The sequence below is a fragment of the Pandoraea sp. XY-2 genome (genome assembly GCF_004193915.1).
In the GTDB taxonomy this organism is placed as follows: Bacteria; Pseudomonadota; Gammaproteobacteria; order Burkholderiales; family Burkholderiaceae; genus Pandoraea; species Pandoraea cepalis.
The window spans coordinates 3,244,022-3,261,748 of record NZ_CP030849.1 but is presented as its reverse complement, the minus strand read 5'-3'; the positions used below and the strand labels follow the sequence as shown (position 1 = coordinate 3,261,748).

The following is a 17,727-nucleotide window of genomic DNA, read 5'->3' as shown; positions in this document are numbered from 1 at the left end:
CTGAGCGAGCGCCGGTAGTTGAGGGCCGTTAGCTCAGTGGTTAGAGCAGGGGACTCATAATCCCTTGGTCGCTGGTTCGAACCCAGCACGGCCTACCAAAGAAGTAAAAAAGCCCCTGACGGTGACGTCAGGGGCTTTTTGTTTTGAAATCAATGATTTGTGCGGGGATTTTTCTGTCGAAATGTAGTGGTCTAATCTCCCCGTGACCTGCCCCCTTCAATAGGGCCAATGGGCTTCTAGCAAAGTCCCGTTAAACCAGCTCCTGGAAAGCGGCAGGAGCATCCGCGGTTGCTCGATGTTTCGCCGCAAACTCTGACGGCGCAAGGTAGTTCAGTGCGCTGTACGGCCTTTGCTCGTTGTAGTCCTGACGCCATGCCGCGATGACAGCCCGAGCGTGCGCGAGCGTCGTGAACCAGTGCTCGTTAAGGCATTCGTCGCGGAACTTGCCGTTGAACGATTCGATGTACGCATTCTGCGTTGGCTTGCCCGCCTGAATCAACTTCAGCGTGACGCCGTTTGCATACGCCCACTGGTCAAGCGCGCGGCTCGTAAATTCGGGTCCCTGGTCTGTGCGCACCGCCTTGGGATAGCCACGGAAGCGAGCTGCACGCTCCAATGCCCGAGCGACATACAAACCTGAGATGCCATGGTCGACGACAATGTCGACAGCCTCTTTCGTGAAGTCATCGACCACGGTCAGGCACTTCACGCGCCGGCCATTGGACAGCGCATCCATCACGAAATCGATTGACCACACCTCGTTGGGCGCGCCCGGCAATGCCAGTCGCTCGCGCTCAATCATGACGCCGTGGCGCTTGCGACGGCGCCGCACAGCCAACCCTGCCTCACGGTACAGGCGGTAGATGCGCTTGTGATTGGCGTGCATGCCTTCGCGTTCCACCAGGGCATGCAGCCGGCGGTAGCCGAATCGACGACGTTCGTGCGCCAACTCCACCAGACGCGCCGCTAGCACCTCATTCTCGTGGTCCGACTTCGCGTCGTAATGCAGCACGCTGCGAGAAAGCCCGACAAGCCGGCAGGCGCGGCGCTCGGAGATGTTGACCTTCTCCCGAATCGCCGACACTGCTTCGCGTTTGGCTTGCGGGCTCAGGGCTTTCCCTTGACGACGACCTTCAACGCTTCCATATCGAGCATTGCTTCGGCCAGCAGTTTCTTCAGCCGGGCATTCTCCACCTCGAGGTCCTTGAGCCGGCGCGCTTCCGAGACTTCCATGCCGCCGAACTTTGCGCGCCAGGTGTAGAACGACGCGTCACTGAACCCGTGCTTCCTGCACAGTTCCTTGACCGGCATGCCGGCTTCAGCTTCCTTCAGAAACCCGATGATTTGCTGTTCCGTAAATCGCTTCTTCATGTTCGTCTTCTTCTCCGAAAACGAACTTTACTAGACTCCGGCTGGCCCTGTTTGTAGGGGGCAGGTCAACGAAAGCTTTTGTTTAGAACCTTTTGTGTTTCGCGGCCCAGACGCAGCCCGCGCGGGACGAAAGCATGATCGGTTGCTCGCAGTTTCAGTCCAGATCACTAATGTCGCTACGAGCGATCCCGCGTCTCCATTGGAACCGAAGGTCGTTCGACGCTAACGCAGTCGGACCTGAATAATCGTGCGAGGCGTATGCAGTAAGGCTGTGAAGCCGAAACGGTGTTGTTGGATTTGCAAGAAGCGGGCATATTGATGCGTGAATCCTGCAAATCCTGACGAGGTGTGGATGGGTCCGAAGACGCTGGTGCCAGAGGGAGATTTCTTCCGCCAACCGCTGCGCGAGCAGATCAACTTGAAGCATCCGTTGGTTCGCCTTGCCGATCTGATCGACTGGGAGCGGTTGAACGCGGCGATGAGTGCGAGCTTCGTGTCGCATCGCGGGCGACCGGCAACGTCGCCGCGTTTGATTGCAGGGCTGCTGTACTTGCAGCACGCGTTCGATCTGTCGGATGAAGAGGTGGTATGGCAATGGCTTGAGAACCCGTACTGGCAAGTGTTCACCGGCGAGACGTACCTGCAGACGCAGCCGCCGATTGATCCGTCGAGCCTGACGCGCTGGAGGAAGCGTCTGGGCGAGGCTGGTGTTGAGGAACTGCTCGCCGAGACCATCGAGGCGGCCAAACGAGGGAACGTCATCAAGACGTCGAGCCTGAAGCGGGTAATCGTTGATACGACGGTCATGGAGAAGGCGATCGCGCATCCCACTGATTCGCGCCTGCTCGAACGTTGCCGGGAACATCTGGTGAAGGCTGCTGAGCGGCATGGGCTGAAGCTGCGGCAGAACTACAACCGCGAAGCGCCACGACTGGCAGGCCAGATCGGTCGCTACGCCCATGCGAAGCAGTACAAGCGGATGAAGAAAGCGCTGCGCACGTTGCGTTCGCGAGTGGGACGCGTGATGCGCGACGTCGAGCGGCAACTGGACGACGTTGCACAGCCAAGCCGGGCGTCGCTGGAAGATCTGATTGGCCGCACGAAGCGCATTCTCACGCAGAAGCAGAAGGACAAGAACAAGCTGTACGCGCTGCATGCGCCGGAAGTGGAGTGCTTGGCCAAGGGCAAAGCTCGTAAGCCGTACGAGTTCGGCGTGAAGGTGTCGATCACGACGACGCACAAGGAAGGTCTCGTAATCGGCGCGCGCTCGATGCCGGGTAATCCGTACGACGGGCACACGTTGGCCGAAGCGTTGGAGCAGGCGGCGATCTTGAGCGACGTTCAGCCGCAGATCGCCGTCGTCGATCGCGGCTACAAGGGTGTCGCCATTGACGGTGTGAAGGTCTATCACCCGGGGCTGCGACGCGGTATCACGCGAGGCTTGCGCGCGATGATCCGGCGGCGCAGCGCGATCGAGCCAGCCATCGGACACATGAAGGCAGATGGAAAACTCGATCGCAATTGGCTCAAGGGTGCGCTCGGTGATGCAATGCACGCGGTGCTGTGCGGCGCAGGCCACAATCTGCGGATGATCCTGCGCAAGCTGCGGCTTTTTTACGCCCTGATTCTCGTCGCTTTGCTTGGCTTCGAAACCGCTACGCCGTCGGCAGCGTGAACTCATTTGCCGAGCAAAATGAATTGTTCAGGGCCGACTAACGCAGACTGTTTGATTCGATCGGCGTCGCGAATCGTGCGGGCGATAGGTCTGGGGGCTCGTTGTCAGATGGCATCGTCCGTAGACGCACAACTGAGGTATGACCGAAATGTTTGCACCTCCAAATTGGTTTCTGTATTCGTCGTATACGCCAGCGGATACAGCAAAATTCCTCTCCGTCGTATCCATTGCTTACGCAATTGGATTGGGCCAAAGGAGCGTGGCAACGACGTTGGCTCAGCACGGCCGCGTTGGCCGGTGGATCTGCCAACGCACCACTGATGATCGCAAACCGGCCAACTGAGCGGTCTCGATCGAAACGCGGAGCGAGGGGGCCTTAAAATTCTTACAGGAGCAAAAAATGCTCGCCCTTTCAGTACAGGCCATTACCGCAGCACTTCAGCGCATCGCTGAAAAAAGCCCTCATCAACCATCGGATGCAGTCATCAACGCTTTACTCGCTCGCGAGTTGATACATCGAGTTGGAATGCGCTTTGAGCCAACCCAGTTTGGCCGCTCGTATTTCCGCCACGCGTACACCGTCCGGCCGGCGTGGTAAGCAATAGCATCAAAATTCGGGGAGTGTGTCACTCGGGAGACGTGCATGACTCGGCCGGAATTTTCATCCCAAGCGTGGCATAAACACCGAGCAATTGTCTGAGTGCCGCAGAAATGGAGTGTCCGTTATTTTGCTATTCGTAAGTCTCGACTTCTTCGTCCATTAGAACTCTCTCAATGAGAGAATTATTTTCCTGATCCCGTTGACTATTCGAGGGGATTGTTGGAGGTGCGGCAATGTGGGAAATAGTCGAGAAAAATTTTAATGGTTTCGAGATATGGATTAATCTAAATAAACATATTGACGATATTGAGGTTGCGATATACGCGTACGTCGGCTTATTTCGCGAGCATGATGCGAATTATGATGATTTTCAATCATTTAGGCCCGAGGTCGGCGTTCGCTTTAGCGACAGAGAAATGGCAATCGAGGCGTGCTTAGCCACAGGGAAATGCATGATCGGCCGGCGGATTTGTTAGTGAATCGTGCCGGGATTCATGGAGGCGGATTGGTTGAAGTTAATGCAGTGACGTGCATGGGACGAAGCGCAAAACTGGCGTATCAGTTGATGAGCGTTTATTCTAGACGCCGGTGAAACTGGCGACTCATGGGCGGCGGTGCGGTTACGTAGGGGAACGCCTAAAGGCCAAGTTGCGTGATGTCGATAGTCGTGTTTTTTCCGGTTCTCGGCATGCACCGTTCAATGGGCGAAACAAGCCTCATCGCGGTGACCAGAAATGCGTCAACGGCTGCCGGGGTCGACGCTCGGATCTGCTGCGACAATGATTAAATTCGGTACAGTCCAGGTACACCCATAAAGTTCGCCAAACTTTTAAAAACTTCGCTAACCTATTGTCGCGTAAACATTTTTCGATGTTTCTGCTTACGGTCGCCTTCCTTTAATTTTCCTAGGCATCCACAGTTAGCTGCAAACTCATAATCCCTTGGTCGCTGGTTCGAACCCAGCACGGCCTACCAAAGAAGTAAAAAAGCCCCTGACGGTGACGTCAGGGGCTTTTTTTGGGGGGAATCAATGGTTTGTGCAGGGCTTATTGTCTGCGTGCCTTCGTTTTCTCTATGCGACGAGCGTGTCGACGCTTCACTGCTCAGTGACGGCCTGAGGCGTGTTCCGGAAGCTGATCGCCATACGGTTATAGGTATTCATCAGGCTGATGGCGATGGTCAGGTCAACCAGCTCGCGTTCATTGAACACTGCGCGGGCAGCGTCGTAGGTCGTGTCCGGTACGCCAGTCTGGGCAACCAGCGTGACCGATTCGGCCCACTCGAGTGCAGCACGCTCACGGTCGTCGAACAGACGCCCCGCTTCCCTCCATGCCTGCACGAGCGCCAGCTTTTCGACCGCCACGCCTTTTTTCAGCAAGTCGCGGGTATGCATGTCCAGGCAATAGGCACAGTTGTTGATCTGCGAGACGCGCAAGTAGACCAGGTCGACGAGCACCGGCGACAGGTCGCTCTGCATGACGTAGCCGTAGACGCCGCCAAGGGCTTTGACGCCCGCGGGCGCAATCTGGATGTAGTCGAGGCGCTTGCTCATGGGGTAACTCCTTGAAGGGGTGATCTACTTGATGGGGGTGGTCAAGGTTTTGTCGCTGCTGTCCGCGACAAACACGGCGAGCAACTTGGCAGGCCTTGTTTCGCTCGCGTTGCGGCTGATGCGGTGGACCGCGCCGGGCGCTTCGAAGAAGCTCTCGCCGGCCTGATAGACGCGCTTCGGACCGTCATCGACCTGCGACTCGATCTCGCCCGATAAGACGTAGGCGTAAATAAAAGCGGAGCCCGCATGCCTATGCGCGGGCGACGCTGCACCCGGTGCGTAGTCGACGACGACGGCGGTCAACGATTTACCCGGAATGTTGGGAATGGCGTGCCGAAAGTTCGGTGTGACGGTCTCGGCCGCGCCATGCGCTGCGGCCGATACGGCGATGCCCAGAGTCACGGCTGTGCAGGCGGCTCCTACGATGGATCGAATGTTCATGGATGTCGGGCTCCGTTTGTGTTCCTGCATTGTCGTGTGACACGCGGGCACGCGAAAGCACCAGGAATGAACAGTTTGGATGTACCAAGAAGCAATGACGGAGCGTGTCCCACCGGTCCGTCAGTGGCGCCCGAGAACGAGCTCCAGCAGGCGTGAGCAGTTGGCCGTCAGCGTTCTGTCTTGCAGATTCGTCACGCCGAGCAGCAGCCCCTGCTGCCCCGGATTGCCCGTGTACCAGGGTGAGAGAGGAACCGGGGCGAGCCCGAAAGCTCGCGCCCGCAAAGCGATATCGATATCCGATACCGATCGTGGAAGCGCGACCACGACCGTCATGCCGGCGGAGGCCTGCACTTTGATTGAATCCGAGGCCAGCTGCTTCAGACAGCGAACCAGGGCGTCTTGTCGGGCAGTGTAAAGGCGCTTCATGCGCCGCAGATGGCGAAGATAGTGTCCATCGTGCATGAACTCGGTGACGGCGTGTTGCACGGATGCCGCCGGGGCGGGCGAAAGGCATGCCGTGATATCGCCGAAGCGGCGTGCCAGGTCCGGCGGGACAACGAGAAATCCCAAGCGCAGCGCCGGGCTGATTGTCTTGCTGAAGGTTCCAATGTGCAGAATCCGGCCGTCCTGATCGAGCGAGGCCAGGGCCGGTGCGGCCCGACCTTTCAACTGCAATTCGCCGAGATAATCGTCCTCGATAATCCAGGCGTCGTGTTGTTTGGCCCAGGCGAGCAGTGAAATCCGTCGAGGGAGCGACATCGTCATCCCGAGCGGTGCCTGCTGACCGGGTGTTACCACTGCGAGGGCGGCGCTGGGCGCGATCCGCATGCCAGCCTCTATATCGAGCCCGTCCGCGTCTACCGGTACACCTGCCACCGTCATGCCGGCCAGCCCGAGCGCCGTACGCGTGAGCGGAAAGCCAGGCTCCTCCATCCAGGCTTGTCTGCCTTCCACGCGCAGGCCGCGAATCGCCAGATTGAGCGCGCCGGAGAAACCTGCCGTGACGAAGACCTGGGAGGGACTGCATCGAAGCCCGCGAGCGACGCCAAGATACGCCGCGATCTCCTGTCGCAAATCTGGATCGCCGCGGGGATCGGGGTATCCGACTGGAGCCGCGGCCGCTCTGCGCGCCGCGCGTCCCTGAATGCGTGACCAGAGCTTGAACGGAAAGGCGTCTTGAGAAGGCACACCCATCTGAAACGCCAACGGCACCGTGCTGAAGTCGTTGAACAAATCCGGCAGCGGCGGCGCTTCCGGCGACCATGTGGTCGTCGTTGGCAAGGGCCGGGCGGCGATCCGGGTGCCGGCCGCGCCAAGGCCGATCGCGAACTGCTCATCGATCAGACGTTCATAGGCGGCACGCACGGTACCCCGGGACACACCTAGCTGCGCGGCCAAATCCGACCACGAGGGCAGCCGCGCGCCCGCAGCAAGCTGGCCCGACTCGATCGCATTTCGAATCGAGCTGTAAATTTGCACCGACAGCGAGATACGTGCGGCGCGATCGAGGCCAATGGAAAGGGGGGCATGAACGCGATAGTACATTGGGATTTGTCGAGAATGGACCTTTTCCCTGAACCATGGGAAGCGTAACTTTCTCGGTGTAATGCCGCCAGTCAGTGCCGGCGCCAAATCGGGCGTCCGTCTGGGGCGGTCCGGAAATGACGTGAAGCATGCCGTGCCAGTCGCCTTGCAGGCGCTGGGCAATCGATTTCAACGCAGCCAACCCACTACCTTGAGCCTAATGCATCCATTGTTCCCACGCTTTCTGAGCACGGACGGGGCGTTCGGTAGAACAGAACCACAGGCGCTTGAGTTTGTCGCGTAGTAAATAGACGCACAACAAGGGCTGATTAGCTTGCATTAGCTCGCTCAGATGCACGGATTGTTCCGGACGTGGAACAGGTCGTAGACGATTCCAGTCTGCGGACAGTTCGCCTTGCTTTCAAGCTCGTAGGCCGTTTTCATGTCGATCGCGACGGCCTCAATACGTTAGGCAACGCCCTCGGGGAGTTGCTCAAAAAATGCTCGGGCGGTTTCCCGGGAGCGGTCATTCCACCCACTCAACTCGATACCCGCTCCAGCAATCCCGCGCTTGCAGTGCTTTGCGATCCAGCAATTTGTTCTCAGAACACCGTCCTTATTGGCGTCAGATGATCAATTACCCGGAAAACCTCCGCGGTTCTCCACGACGAACCTTTTGATGTCTGACGTGCCGCCGAGCTGCGGAACATATCGAGCGGAGCCGCTAAGGGATACCGGGTCAGAAGCGATCGGCGCGAAATGGAGACGGGTCGACCAACGTCGGCGCGCCAGTAAGCATCTCGGCAATCAGACGCCCGGTCACGGGGCCGAGCGTCAGACCGTGATGTGCGTGACCGAATGCAAACCAAAGGTCACGATGGTTGGGGGCCGGACCAATGATTGGGAGCATATCCGGAGTGCAAGGTCGACACCCCATCCACGGCTCGGATTCGACCGGCTTTCCCAGCGGGAACAGCCGTCTCGCCAGGGGTTCGACGGCCGCTAGCTGAACCGGCGTCCGAGGTGCGTCGCGCAGCGCAAGTTCGACGCCCGTTGTCAGACGAATTCCCTGGTTCATCGGCGCCAGCAAAAAGCCGCTCTCGGCATCCAATACCGGTTGATTCAGTTGTGCGCCGGTGTCGGGCAAAAAGTGCCGGTGATAGCCGCGCTTGACCGCCAGCGGCAGCCGGTAACCCAGCGCACGCGTAATGGTGTCGGACCAAGGCCCCATTGCCACGACGGCGTGCCGACCTTCGATTTCCCCCTCGAGGGTCTGTACGCGCCAATGCGGCTTCAACGTGGTCGCATCGCCGCGCATGATGTGCCCACCTATCGATGTGAAGTACTGCGCGTAGCGGGCAACCAATTCGCCGGGATCGCGAATCGAACTCGATGCCGTATGTCGAATGGCCCCGATGAGCGTTGCCGAGAGCGACGGCTCATCCCTCTGCAGTTGCGCTGCGTCGAGTCGTTCGAAGGGCACACCGTACTCACGTTGCCAGCGCTCGGTATCGAGAAGCGCCGCGTCGAACGCATCACGCCGATGGAAGACCTTTAGCCACCCACCTTCGCGTAGCAGATCGTCCGCACCCGCACGTTTGATGAGTGCCTGGTGCTCGGTCAAGCAATGCTCGATCAGTGTGCTGTATTGACGGGCGATGCGGGCATGGCGTTGCGGCGCGGAGTGATGCCAATACCGTACGAGAAATGGGGCGATGCTCGGCAGCGCCGACGGGTGATAGCGCACATCCGTGGATTGATTTCGCGCATAGTGAAGCAGCGTTCCGATGTCGCGAGGAAACGCGTACGGATACACGCCTTCACGCTGTATCAATCCGGCGTTGCCAAATGACGTTTCCCGACCGGGCGTGCTACGGTCGATGAGCGCGGTCGCAAGGCCACGACTCTGCAAATGGAAAGCCGTCGAGACGCCGACGATCCCAGCCCCGAGTACCAGAACATCGTATGTCATGATGGAGACACTGTCGTTATCCCATTGTTGTGGCTAGCCGCGTGGTCGCGTCGCAACGCCACAGTGGGCGGTTTGAATAGGTCAACCGATTCCCAATGGCGTCGTGAACGCCCAATCGTAGATGTCACCTGGCAAATGCCGCACGGACCTAGGCCAACGCCGTCACGGCAACTTCCACGTCGCAGCCGGCTCGCATCAACAGTGATTGAACACACGCGCGCGTTGGTGCATGTCCCTGCGGAATCCAGGCGTCCCATACGCGGTTGAACTCGTCAAAATAACGAGCATCGGAAAGCCAGATGTTCGCCGTCAGAAGACGAGTTTTGTCGACGCCCGCCTCGGCGAGTAGCCCATCGATTCGCGTCAAGACTTCGTTCGTCTGCTCGGGAATCGTGGCGTATTGCGTAATCGGCACTTGCCCGGCCAGATACACAACACCCCCCGCAATGACCACCTGACTCATGCGGACATTGGTATGCAAACGCGTGATTTCTTTGTTCATTTTTTGGCTCGGAGAAGAATGACGATACGGCGGTCAACGCAGACGCAAGGCATCCGTGACTGTTCCGGTTATCATATATGAGAATTTACGTTCTCGTATACGAGAAAATGCTAAGAAATCAATGCAATCGGTTTTATGTGTTCGGTTCGTATTGTCTGGAACGTGCACGCTCAGTGAAAGTCCTATGACGCCACCTACACCCAAGAAGCCTGCGTCGTCAGGCAAGCACAAGCGCGACGACGGCCAAGTCAGTCATGAAACAGTGGGCGCCCGACTGCGAAGCGCGCGCAAGGAGAACGGGCTGACACTCAAGACGTTGAGCGAGCGCTCAGGCGTCGCTGTATCGACCATCTCAAAGGCGGAGCGCGGCGACATTGCGCTCACCTACGATAAGTTTGGCGCGCTTGCCCGTGCACTCGGCCTGGATTACTCGGCCATTTTCGGGCATGGCAACAACGAACTCAGCGCAGGGATGAGTCCATCGTTCACTGAAGCGGGAAAGCAAACGATATACGAGACCCCCAACTATCGCTATGGCATGATCGCTTCCGACCTTGCCAATAAGCGCATGGTGCCGATGCGTGCACACATCCGCGCGCGCAAGCTGGAAGATTTTCCTGACTATATTCGCCACGCGGGCGAAGAGTTCGTGTTCGTTTTGTCAGGCAGTTTGTTGCTGCGGTTTGAAAATGGCAGCGAATTCCGGCTGGCGCCAGGCGATAGTCTTTATTTCGACAGTGGCGTGGGGCACGTCTATCTGAGCGAGCACGATTCTGGCGTCGACGCCATCGTCTGCTGTGTAGACATGCATGTTCCGCCCGCAATGTCGCGCTCGCGATGAGGGTCGACAGGGACTCGCCACTCGTTGTTGAGTCGGACGTGCCGGCCGGATGGAGCGAGCCTTTTCCGGTGGATCTCCACGATTTTGTGGACGCCTATCGTCGGGGGCCGGTCATCTGGGACTTCTGGGCGCTTGACTCGGTGTCGGGTATCCAGGCGGTGAAACGAAGTCAGTGAGCCCGCGACGGTGACGTCAATGGCTTTTTTCTTTTTGACTCAATCCGCTGCGACATCGCAATTCCGTCTAGCCGCGATTGTCGACCCAGTCACGCGCCCACGTGGTGGCGTGTCCCAGGGCCTGCGTTTCGTTGTCGAAATAGTCGAGCGCGTAGAAATTGTACGAAACCGGATCGGCGTCCAGGGGACCGCCTCTGACGAGCAGGAGGTTGGCAGCAAACCAGCCGTCCGAGAGTTGGTGCGCGGACGGGGCAATTGAATAGCCGTTGTATTGGTGGTGATGTTCGATATTTTGCATTAGCGATTGTCGAGCGCACACATGGCATTCGCGCCATACAAGCAAGACAATTTGAAAGTTGGGGGAAGACGGGGTGTGTCTAAACGACAAACGATGCACACGTTGAGGTGTGGCGATCGGATCGGGGGGGGAGCGTCGCTGCGCGAGGAAGCGCGCGCGTGAGGCAGACAAGCGAAGGGCCGGAAGACCGGCCCTTGAAATACGTTACAGCGGGGTGATATTCGAGGCTTGCATGCCCTTCGGGCCACGCTTCGTCTCGTAGCTCACCTTCTGGTTCTCCGCGAGCGTCTTGAATCCATCGCCACGAACTTCCGAGAAGTGAGCGAAGAGATCATCGCCGCCAGCGTCAGGAGTAATGAAGCCAAAGCCCTTGCTATCGTTGAACCACTTAACAGTACCGGTATCCATATTGAATCCTTGAAATAAAAAATACAGCTCCACTGCGGAGCGACAAAAACTTCAAGGAAGAGGAGAGGACAACGAGTACCGCGCAGACAAGGCGGAAAATGGTGATCAGCAATCGAGCTTCTTGAATATTTCGAAGCCCAGAATACAGGGGCGGATCGGGAATGTCAAAGCATATCGTGATCCGCGCCCACTATCGGGCAATACATTGTTTCGCGTAAGTCGTGCGCCAGAAAGGAGGCGGGCATCCACCGGCACCGCACACGCGCATTTGATTCCGCTGTCGGCGCCAACCAGGATCCCACGTCCCACCGCGCTCATACGCCGTAGAACCGCTCGCAAAACGCGGCACTCGCCCCGAGCTTCCGGGACAAATCGGCTGCGGCGCGCAATTGCGGGACCACCAGCTCGCCGGATTCATGCGCAGCATTCAGTCTCGACGCCGGACCGGAGAGCGTGAGTGCCGCCATGAACTTGTCATCGGTACCGAACACCGGCGTCGCAAACGCCGCGGTATGCACGTCGCGCGCACCCGACGTGAAAATGGGGATCGTCGGCGGTTGCTCGTACAGCGGCTCGTTCAACCCCCAGACCCGAATGACCTGGCCGATGGCCGTGTCGTCCAGCGGCAGCGACGTGCCCGGAAGGCGCGTCTCACGCAGCCCCTCGGACGGCTCAACCCGGAACAGGCAAAGCCGGTTGCCATTCTCGTGCACGTAGTACGATGCGCTTTCCTTCGCCAGCGCAGCCAGATCAAACAACACCGGCTCGACCACCGTCGACAGGTGAAACGATTGCTCGAACAGCTTGCCCAGATATAGCAGTCGATGGCCGAGCGCATAGTTGCCCGATGACGAGCGCACCACATAGCCCATTCGTTCAAGCGAGTTCATCAGTCGGTACACGGTCGTCTTGTGCATCCCGGTCGCCTGCGAAAGCGTACCGAGAGAATGCGATTCCGCACCCGGCTTGAAACAGTCGAGCAGCGATAGCGCTTTCTCGACCGCGGCGACCCCGTCGTTCCCCATCCCGATCCCCCGTCAAATAGATGCCATTGTACATCGTACAGCATCAATTCACCTAGTAAAAGGGTAAACGCTAGTGCCGATCATGCGTCGCCTGTCTTATAGTTATTTCACTCTGTACATTAGCTCTGTACATAGTACAGCGCGTCATTTGAGGTCAAATTATGAGCACGACTCCCGCAGGCACTTCCATTCAACGAAACATCGAGCGCGTCTCGCCCGAGCTTGTCGAGGCGGCAGCCAAGTATCAGGCCGCCATTCTTGCCGACGTCGCCGGCCGTCGCGGCACGGTGCACGGGCGGGTGAAGCCGCTGTCCCCAAAGATGAAAGTCGCGGGTCCGGCCATTACTGTCGAAGTCCGCCAGGGCGATAATCTGGCTATCCATGCCGCGCTGGCGATCGCCCAGCCGGGCGACGTCATCGTGGTCGACGGCAAGGGCGACGTGAGCTGCGCGCTGCTCGGCGAAATCATGGCCACTCAGGCAAAGGCGACCGGCATCGCGGGCATCATCATCGACGCTGCCGTGCGCGACGCGCACGAACTCGCCAACGGCGACTACCCGATTTTCTCGGCAGGCCTGAATCCGTGCGGCCCGACCAAGAGCGTGGCCGGCTTGGTGAACTCGCCCATCTCGCTGGGCGGCACCGCGGTGAATCCTGGTGACCTCGTGGTCGGCGATGCCGATGGCGTTGTCGTCATTGCACGGCAGGACGTGGCGCGCATCATCGATCTGGCGCAAAAGAAGCTCGAAGCAGAAACGGCGCGCATCGACGGCATTCTGCGCGGCGAGCAGTTGCGTCCGGCGTGGGTCGAGAAGGAATTGCGGGCCGCCGGCATGCTGGCCGAAGGTGAGACGCTGTAATGACTGCCGTGACGCAAAAGCCGGTTCTGCTGGTCACCGCCGCTGACCTCGCCCCCGAAGCCATCGCCATGCTCGACGCCTTCGAGCTGATCTTCGCGGGAAAGCAGCCCACGGAAGACGACATCGTCGCCCTGTGTGAACACCACAAGCCCGTTGCCATCATCGTGCGCTACGGGAAGATCAATGCCCGGATCATGGACGCGGCAGCGAATCTGCGCGTGATCTCCAAGCACGGCAGCGGCATCGACGTCATCGACCAAGCGGCGGCAAAGGAGCGGGGTATCGCCGTGCTGGCCGCCGTCGGGGCGAACGCCGCGGCCGTCGCCGAGCATGCCTGGGCGCTCATCCTCGCTTGCGCCAAGGCGGTCCCCCATCTGGACGCTCGCCTGCGAGCTGGCCATTGGGACAAGGCCACGCACAAGTCGGTCGAACTGGAGGGCCGCACGCTCGGTCTCGTGGGCTTGGGGGCCATTGGGCGCCGGGTCGCCGCCGTGGGCTTGTCATTCGGGATGACGGTCGTGGCATTCGACCCGTATGCGAAAGAGGCACCGCAAGGCGTCAAGCTCGTGTCGCTCGAGGCACTGTATGCGGCGTCGGACGTCGTGTCGCTGCACTGTCCGCTCACCGCTGAGAACCGTCAGATGCTCAACCGCGAAACGCTCAGCCGCTTCAAGCCGGGTGCCATTCTCGTCAACACGGCGCGCGGTGGCCTCATCGACGAAGCGGCGCTCGCGCAGGCACTCGCCAGCGGGCAACTGCGTGCGGCGGGTCTCGATAGTTTCGATGTCGAGCCGATGGCCATGCCCCATCCGTTCCAGGGCATTCCCAACGTCATCTTGTCCCCGCACATCGGCGGCGTGAGCGACGCGGCCTACGTGAACATGGGGAAGGGCGCGGCCGCCAACGTGCTTGCCGTCGTCAACGCGCCGGCACGCAACGCCGCCTAGCGTTCGAATCCAGGGGGCAGAGCATGTTCTTTCTCACAACACCCGAAGTGCGCGAAGCGGACGTCTTCACGCGCATGCCGGCGCGGTTCCGCAAGCCCGATGTCCAGACCGACTGGGCGCTGGCGAATCGCGCCGGCATGGCCACCGACTCGTTCCTGGAAGGACCCGTCTGGGATCCGGCCGGCTACCTGTTCGTGACCGACATTCCGCACGGGCGCATTTTCCGTATTTCGTCCTCGGGCGAATGGGATCTCGTCGTGCAGTACGACGGTGAACCGAACGGGATGAAGCGTTTCGACGACGCGCATCTGCTCATCACCGACTATCGCAATGGCCTGATGCTGCTCGATATCGCGCGCGGTGAGGTTCGTCCGTACCTCGAGCGTCGCAATACCGAGCGCTTCCGCGGTGTGAACGATCTCACCTTCGATTCACGCGGCAACCTGTACTTCACCGATCAGGGACAGACCGGCCTGCACGATCCCACGGGCCGCGTCTATCGCCTCTCGCCAGACGGCAAGCTGGACACGCTGCTGAGCCAGTGCCCGAGTCCCAACGGGCTGGTGCTCTCGCCGGACGAAAAGGTCCTCTTCGTCGCCATGACGCGGGGCAACTGCGTCTGGCGCGTGCCATTGCAGTCCGACGGCTCGGTCAGCAAGGTCGGCCAGTTCTTCACCTCTTACGGCCCCAGTGGGCCTGATGGCCTGACGGTCGACGTCAGCGGGCGGCTCTTCATCGCGAATCCGGGCCTCGGTCGCGCATGGGTGCTCAACCACCGCGCCGAGCCGGAGGTCATACTCACCAGCCCGGAAGGGGCGTCGCTCACGAATCTGTGCTTCGGTGGCCCCGACATGCAAACGCTGTTCATGACGGAGTCGGTCACGGGCACCGTGCTCAAAGCCGAGATGACGATTCCCGGGCCGCTGCCCAAACAGGCGAAGACGAAGTCCTGACGTTTGATCACCGGGTGGTCTGCCCGGTGCCCCCTATAAATGGAAATCGCACCATAAGTAGTGCGGTGGAGGAGCAAGCATGACCCTTTCGCAAACCATCACCGCCGCGCCCGCCGCCACCGGGCGCGACACGCCGCACAGTCAGCCCTTCGCGAGCGACGAGTATGCCGCGAGCGAGCGAACGCTTGCCAAGGCGTTCTGGCGGATTCTGCCTTTCATCTTTCTCTGCTATGTCGTGAGCTACCTCGACAGAACCAACGTCGGCTTCGCCGCGTTAACGATGAACAAGGATCTCGGGCTGACCGCAGAACAGTTTGGCCTTGGCGCAGGGTTGTTCTTCATCGGGTATTTCCTCTTCGAAATCCCGAGCAATCTCATCATGCAGAAGGTCGGCGCGCGCGTGTGGATCGCGCGCATCATGATTACCTGGGGCTTGTTCTCGATGGCCACGGCCTTCGTCGTCGGCCCCAAGAGCTTCGCGGCCGCGCGCTTTCTTCTCGGCCTCGCCGAAGCGGGCTTCACGCCCGGCATTTATCTCTATTTCACGCACTGGTTCCCGGGGAAATGGCGCGCGAAGGTCACCGCCGCGTTCCTCGTCGGCATTCCCGTCGCGAACATGTTCGGCTCGCCGATTTCGGGGGCGTTGCTGCAACTGGGCGGCCTGCACGGTCTGCGCAGTTGGCAATGGCTGCTGCTCATGGAAGGCCTGCCGGCGGTGGTCCTCGGTGTGGTTTGCCTCTTCGTGCTGGCCGACCGGCCGGCGAAAGCGAAGTGGCTGACGCAGGCCGAGCGAACGCTCCTGGAGCGGCGCATCGCGCACGAGCAGCGCGACATCGGGACCAAGCATGGCAGCAGCCTGCGTGACGCCATGACGAACTGGCGGGTCTTCGTGCTGGCGTTCATCAACTTCTGCGGCATCGTGGGCTCGCTGGGCGTCGGCCTCTGGATGCCGCAAATCATCAATCACTTTGGCGTTGCGCACTCGGTGGTGGGCTGGCTGACCTCGATTCCGTACGCCATCGGTGCGGTCGTCATGATCGTGTGGGCACGCGTCGCGAATCGTGCGAAGCACCGCATTCCGTATGTCGCCGGCGCCCTGGGCGTCGCGGCAGTGGCGCTTTGCATCAGCACGTTCGTCGACGCGCCGGTGCTCAAGCTGATTGCGTTGAGCTTTACCGTCAGCGGCATTCTCGCGTTCCAGGCGACTTACTGGGCCATTCCGTCTGGCTTCCTCACCGGACGCGCCGCCGCCGGTGGCCTCGCGTTGATCGTCTCGGTCGGAAATCTCGGTGGGTTTGTCGGACCCTCGATGATCGGTGCGCTCAAGCACTTCTCGGGCGGCTTCACCGCACCGTTGATTGCTGTGTCGGCCTTCTTGCTGGTGGGCGCACTGACCACGGCATGGCTGGGCGACCCCGGGGCGAACGCTGGCGAAGCGGTGTCCGATCCGGGACACGATGGGGTCGACGCCGCAAACGGCATGCGCTCGAACGGCTGACGGGGACCGCGCCATGCAAATCGTCCATGCGCCTCACCTGCCGGTTCGCGAAGCATGGCTGGCCTTGCGCGAAGAAGCCGCGCTCGAACCGGCGCTGCCCATCGTCGACGCGCATCACCATCTCTGGGACCGTCAAACCGGGCGGTATCTCGCCGATGAATTCGGCAAGGATGTCGCGAGCGGGCACCGAATTGTGTCGACGGTCTACGTCCAGTGTCGATCGATGCTCCGACGCGATGGTCCGGAGCTGATGAAACCGCTCGGAGAAGTCGAGTTCGCCAACGGTGTCGCGGCGATGTTCGACAGTGGGGCTTACGGGCCGACGAGGGTCTGCCAGGCCATCGTCGGGGGCGCGGACCTGACGCTGGGGCGGGATCTGGAGAGCGTACTCGAGGCCATGCTGCAGGCGTCCGGGGGCAGGCTGCGCGGGATTCGCAATCCGCTCGCGTGGCACGAGAGTCCTGCGGTCAGCTCCAGCCCCGTCACGCCGCCGCGCGACCTCATGGAGAACCCGGCGTTTCAGCAAGGCGTGCGAACCCTCGCGAAGCACCGCCTGTCGCTCGATGCCTGGGTTTATCACACGCAACTCGATCAGTTGTATGCGCTGGCGCTGAGTGCACCGGAGGTGACTGTCGTCATCGATCACTTTGGCGGCCCCCTGGGCGTCGGACCTCACGCCAACGCCGCAGAGGACGTTCGGGCGCGCTGGACGCGCGGGCTGGCGCGACTGGCCAGTCTGCCGAACACCGTGATCAAGTTGGGGGGGCGGGCCTGAGCGTGTTCGGTTTCGGGTTCGCCGCAAACGAATTGCCCCCGTCGTCCGACATGCTCGCCGCCGCATGGCGGCCGTATTTCGACACCTGCCTCGACCTCTTCGGTGCGAACCGCTGCCTGTTCGAGAGCAATTTCCCCGTCGACAAGGGGATGTTCAGCTACGGCGTTCTGTGGAATGCCTTCAAAAGATTGGCGAGTGCGATGTCGGCCGATGAAAAGGCGGCGCTGTTCAGCCGCACGGCCGCGTCGGTCTATCGCTTAGATATGTCAGGAGACAAAGAATGAAGACTAGTGCAAGCCTCTCCGAGG

Annotated in this window: 15 protein-coding genes, 1 tRNA gene and 2 pseudogenes; 8 read left to right on the top strand and 10 right to left on the bottom strand. The window is 60.2% G+C overall.

The genetic code is table 11. From position 1 onward, the window contains the following. Positions 1-22 precede the first annotated feature (22 nt). A tRNA-Ile gene (locus DRB87_RS14750) sits at positions 23-98 on the top strand. Between the two features lie 152 nt (positions 99-250). Here the strand turns inward: DRB87_RS14750 and DRB87_RS14745 are convergent. Beyond that, positions 251-1,371 (bottom strand): IS3-like element IS407 family transposase gene (locus tag DRB87_RS14745; protein ID WP_130026437.1). Its coding sequence is split into 2 segments (ribosomal slippage): positions 251-1,113 and positions 1,113-1,371, totalling 1,122 coding nucleotides; the frame shifts between segments, so codons are not numbered across the junction. Between the two features lie 352 nt (positions 1,372-1,723). Here DRB87_RS14745 and DRB87_RS14735 point away from each other — a divergent pair. Beyond that, positions 1,724-3,046, top strand: a complete 1,323-nt coding sequence (locus DRB87_RS14735) for an IS5 family transposase (protein ID WP_130024442.1) — start codon at positions 1,724-1,726, stop codon at positions 3,044-3,046. A gap of 1,697 nt (positions 3,047-4,743) precedes the next feature. Here DRB87_RS14735 and DRB87_RS14730 read toward each other — a convergent pair. From DRB87_RS14730 to DRB87_RS14705, 6 genes and pseudogenes are all read right to left on the bottom strand, one after another. Continuing rightward, positions 4,744-5,199 (bottom strand): carboxymuconolactone decarboxylase family protein, encoded by a 456-nt coding sequence (locus tag DRB87_RS14730; RefSeq protein WP_130026436.1) that lies wholly within the window; start codon positions 5,197-5,199, stop codon positions 4,744-4,746. A gap of 24 nt (positions 5,200-5,223) precedes the next feature. Continuing rightward, positions 5,224-5,640 carry a cupin domain-containing protein gene (locus DRB87_RS14725; protein WP_130027882.1) on the bottom strand — a complete coding sequence of 139 codons (417 nt, stop codon included), beginning with the start codon at positions 5,638-5,640 and terminating at the stop codon, positions 5,224-5,226. A 120-nt stretch (positions 5,641-5,760) separates the two neighbouring features. Beyond that, the gene (locus DRB87_RS14720; protein ID WP_130026435.1) at positions 5,761-7,185 is read right to left on the bottom strand and encodes a PLP-dependent aminotransferase family protein; all 1,425 of its coding nucleotides are present in this window, start codon (positions 7,183-7,185) and stop codon (positions 5,761-5,763) included. A gap of 124 nt (positions 7,186-7,309) precedes the next feature. After that, positions 7,310-7,689, bottom strand: a pseudogene (locus DRB87_RS14715) (transposase); the annotation flags it as partial. Positions 7,690-7,903: 214 nt separating this feature from the next. Further along, a complete protein-coding gene (locus DRB87_RS14710) occupies positions 7,904-9,136 on the bottom strand; it encodes an FAD-binding oxidoreductase (RefSeq protein WP_130026434.1) in 1,233 nt (410 codons plus the stop codon). A 148-nt stretch (positions 9,137-9,284) separates the two neighbouring features. Next, a complete protein-coding gene (locus DRB87_RS14705) occupies positions 9,285-9,638 on the bottom strand; it encodes a RidA family protein (RefSeq protein WP_130026433.1) in 354 nt (117 codons plus the stop codon). Positions 9,639-9,822: 184 nt separating this feature from the next. On the opposite strand from DRB87_RS14705, the gene DRB87_RS14700 reads away from it, so the two are divergent. Next, entirely contained in the window at positions 9,823-10,479 is a 657-nt protein-coding gene (locus DRB87_RS14700) for a helix-turn-helix domain-containing protein (RefSeq protein ID WP_130026432.1), read from the top strand. A gap of 243 nt (positions 10,480-10,722) precedes the next feature. Here DRB87_RS14700 and DRB87_RS14695 read toward each other — a convergent pair whose 3' ends face one another. The 3 genes from DRB87_RS14695 to DRB87_RS14685 form a co-directional block, all read right to left on the bottom strand. Then, the gene (locus DRB87_RS14695; RefSeq protein ID WP_130026431.1) at positions 10,723-10,953 is read right to left on the bottom strand and encodes a hypothetical protein; all 231 of its coding nucleotides are present in this window, start codon (positions 10,951-10,953) and stop codon (positions 10,723-10,725) included. Between the two features lie 204 nt (positions 10,954-11,157). Continuing rightward, positions 11,158-11,361: a cold-shock protein gene (locus tag DRB87_RS14690; RefSeq protein ID WP_017231945.1), complete on the bottom strand. Its 204-nt coding sequence runs from the start codon at positions 11,359-11,361 to the stop codon at positions 11,158-11,160. 314 nt (positions 11,362-11,675) lie between these two features. Continuing rightward, the gene (locus DRB87_RS14685) at positions 11,676-12,386 is read right to left on the bottom strand and encodes an IclR family transcriptional regulator (RefSeq protein ID WP_130026430.1); all 711 of its coding nucleotides are present in this window, start codon (positions 12,384-12,386) and stop codon (positions 11,676-11,678) included. A 161-nt stretch (positions 12,387-12,547) separates the two neighbouring features. On the opposite strand from DRB87_RS14685, the gene DRB87_RS14680 reads away from it, so the two are divergent. The 5 genes and pseudogenes from DRB87_RS14680 to DRB87_RS14660 all read left to right on the top strand — a co-directional run bounded on the left by DRB87_RS14680 (position 12,548) and on the right by DRB87_RS14660 (position 17,703). Continuing rightward, a complete protein-coding gene (locus tag DRB87_RS14680; RefSeq protein ID WP_017231947.1) occupies positions 12,548-13,246 on the top strand; it encodes an RraA family protein in 699 nt (232 codons plus the stop codon). Continuing rightward, positions 13,246-14,193 carry an NAD(P)-dependent oxidoreductase gene (locus tag DRB87_RS14675; protein WP_130026429.1) on the top strand — a complete coding sequence of 316 codons (948 nt, stop codon included), beginning with the start codon at positions 13,246-13,248 and terminating at the stop codon, positions 14,191-14,193. The genes DRB87_RS14680 and DRB87_RS14675 overlap by 1 nt, the downstream gene beginning before the upstream one ends. Before the next feature lie 23 nt (positions 14,194-14,216). Beyond that, the gene (locus tag DRB87_RS14670) at positions 14,217-15,146 is read left to right on the top strand and encodes an SMP-30/gluconolactonase/LRE family protein (protein WP_130026428.1); all 930 of its coding nucleotides are present in this window, start codon (positions 14,217-14,219) and stop codon (positions 15,144-15,146) included. A gap of 79 nt (positions 15,147-15,225) precedes the next feature. Continuing rightward, complete coding sequence (locus DRB87_RS14665; RefSeq protein ID WP_130026427.1) at positions 15,226-16,644, top strand: MFS transporter; 1,419 nt, start codon at positions 15,226-15,228, stop codon at positions 16,642-16,644. Between the two features lie 13 nt (positions 16,645-16,657). Beyond that, positions 16,658-17,703: pseudogene (locus DRB87_RS14660) on the top strand (amidohydrolase). Positions 17,704-17,727: the final 24 nt, after the last annotated feature.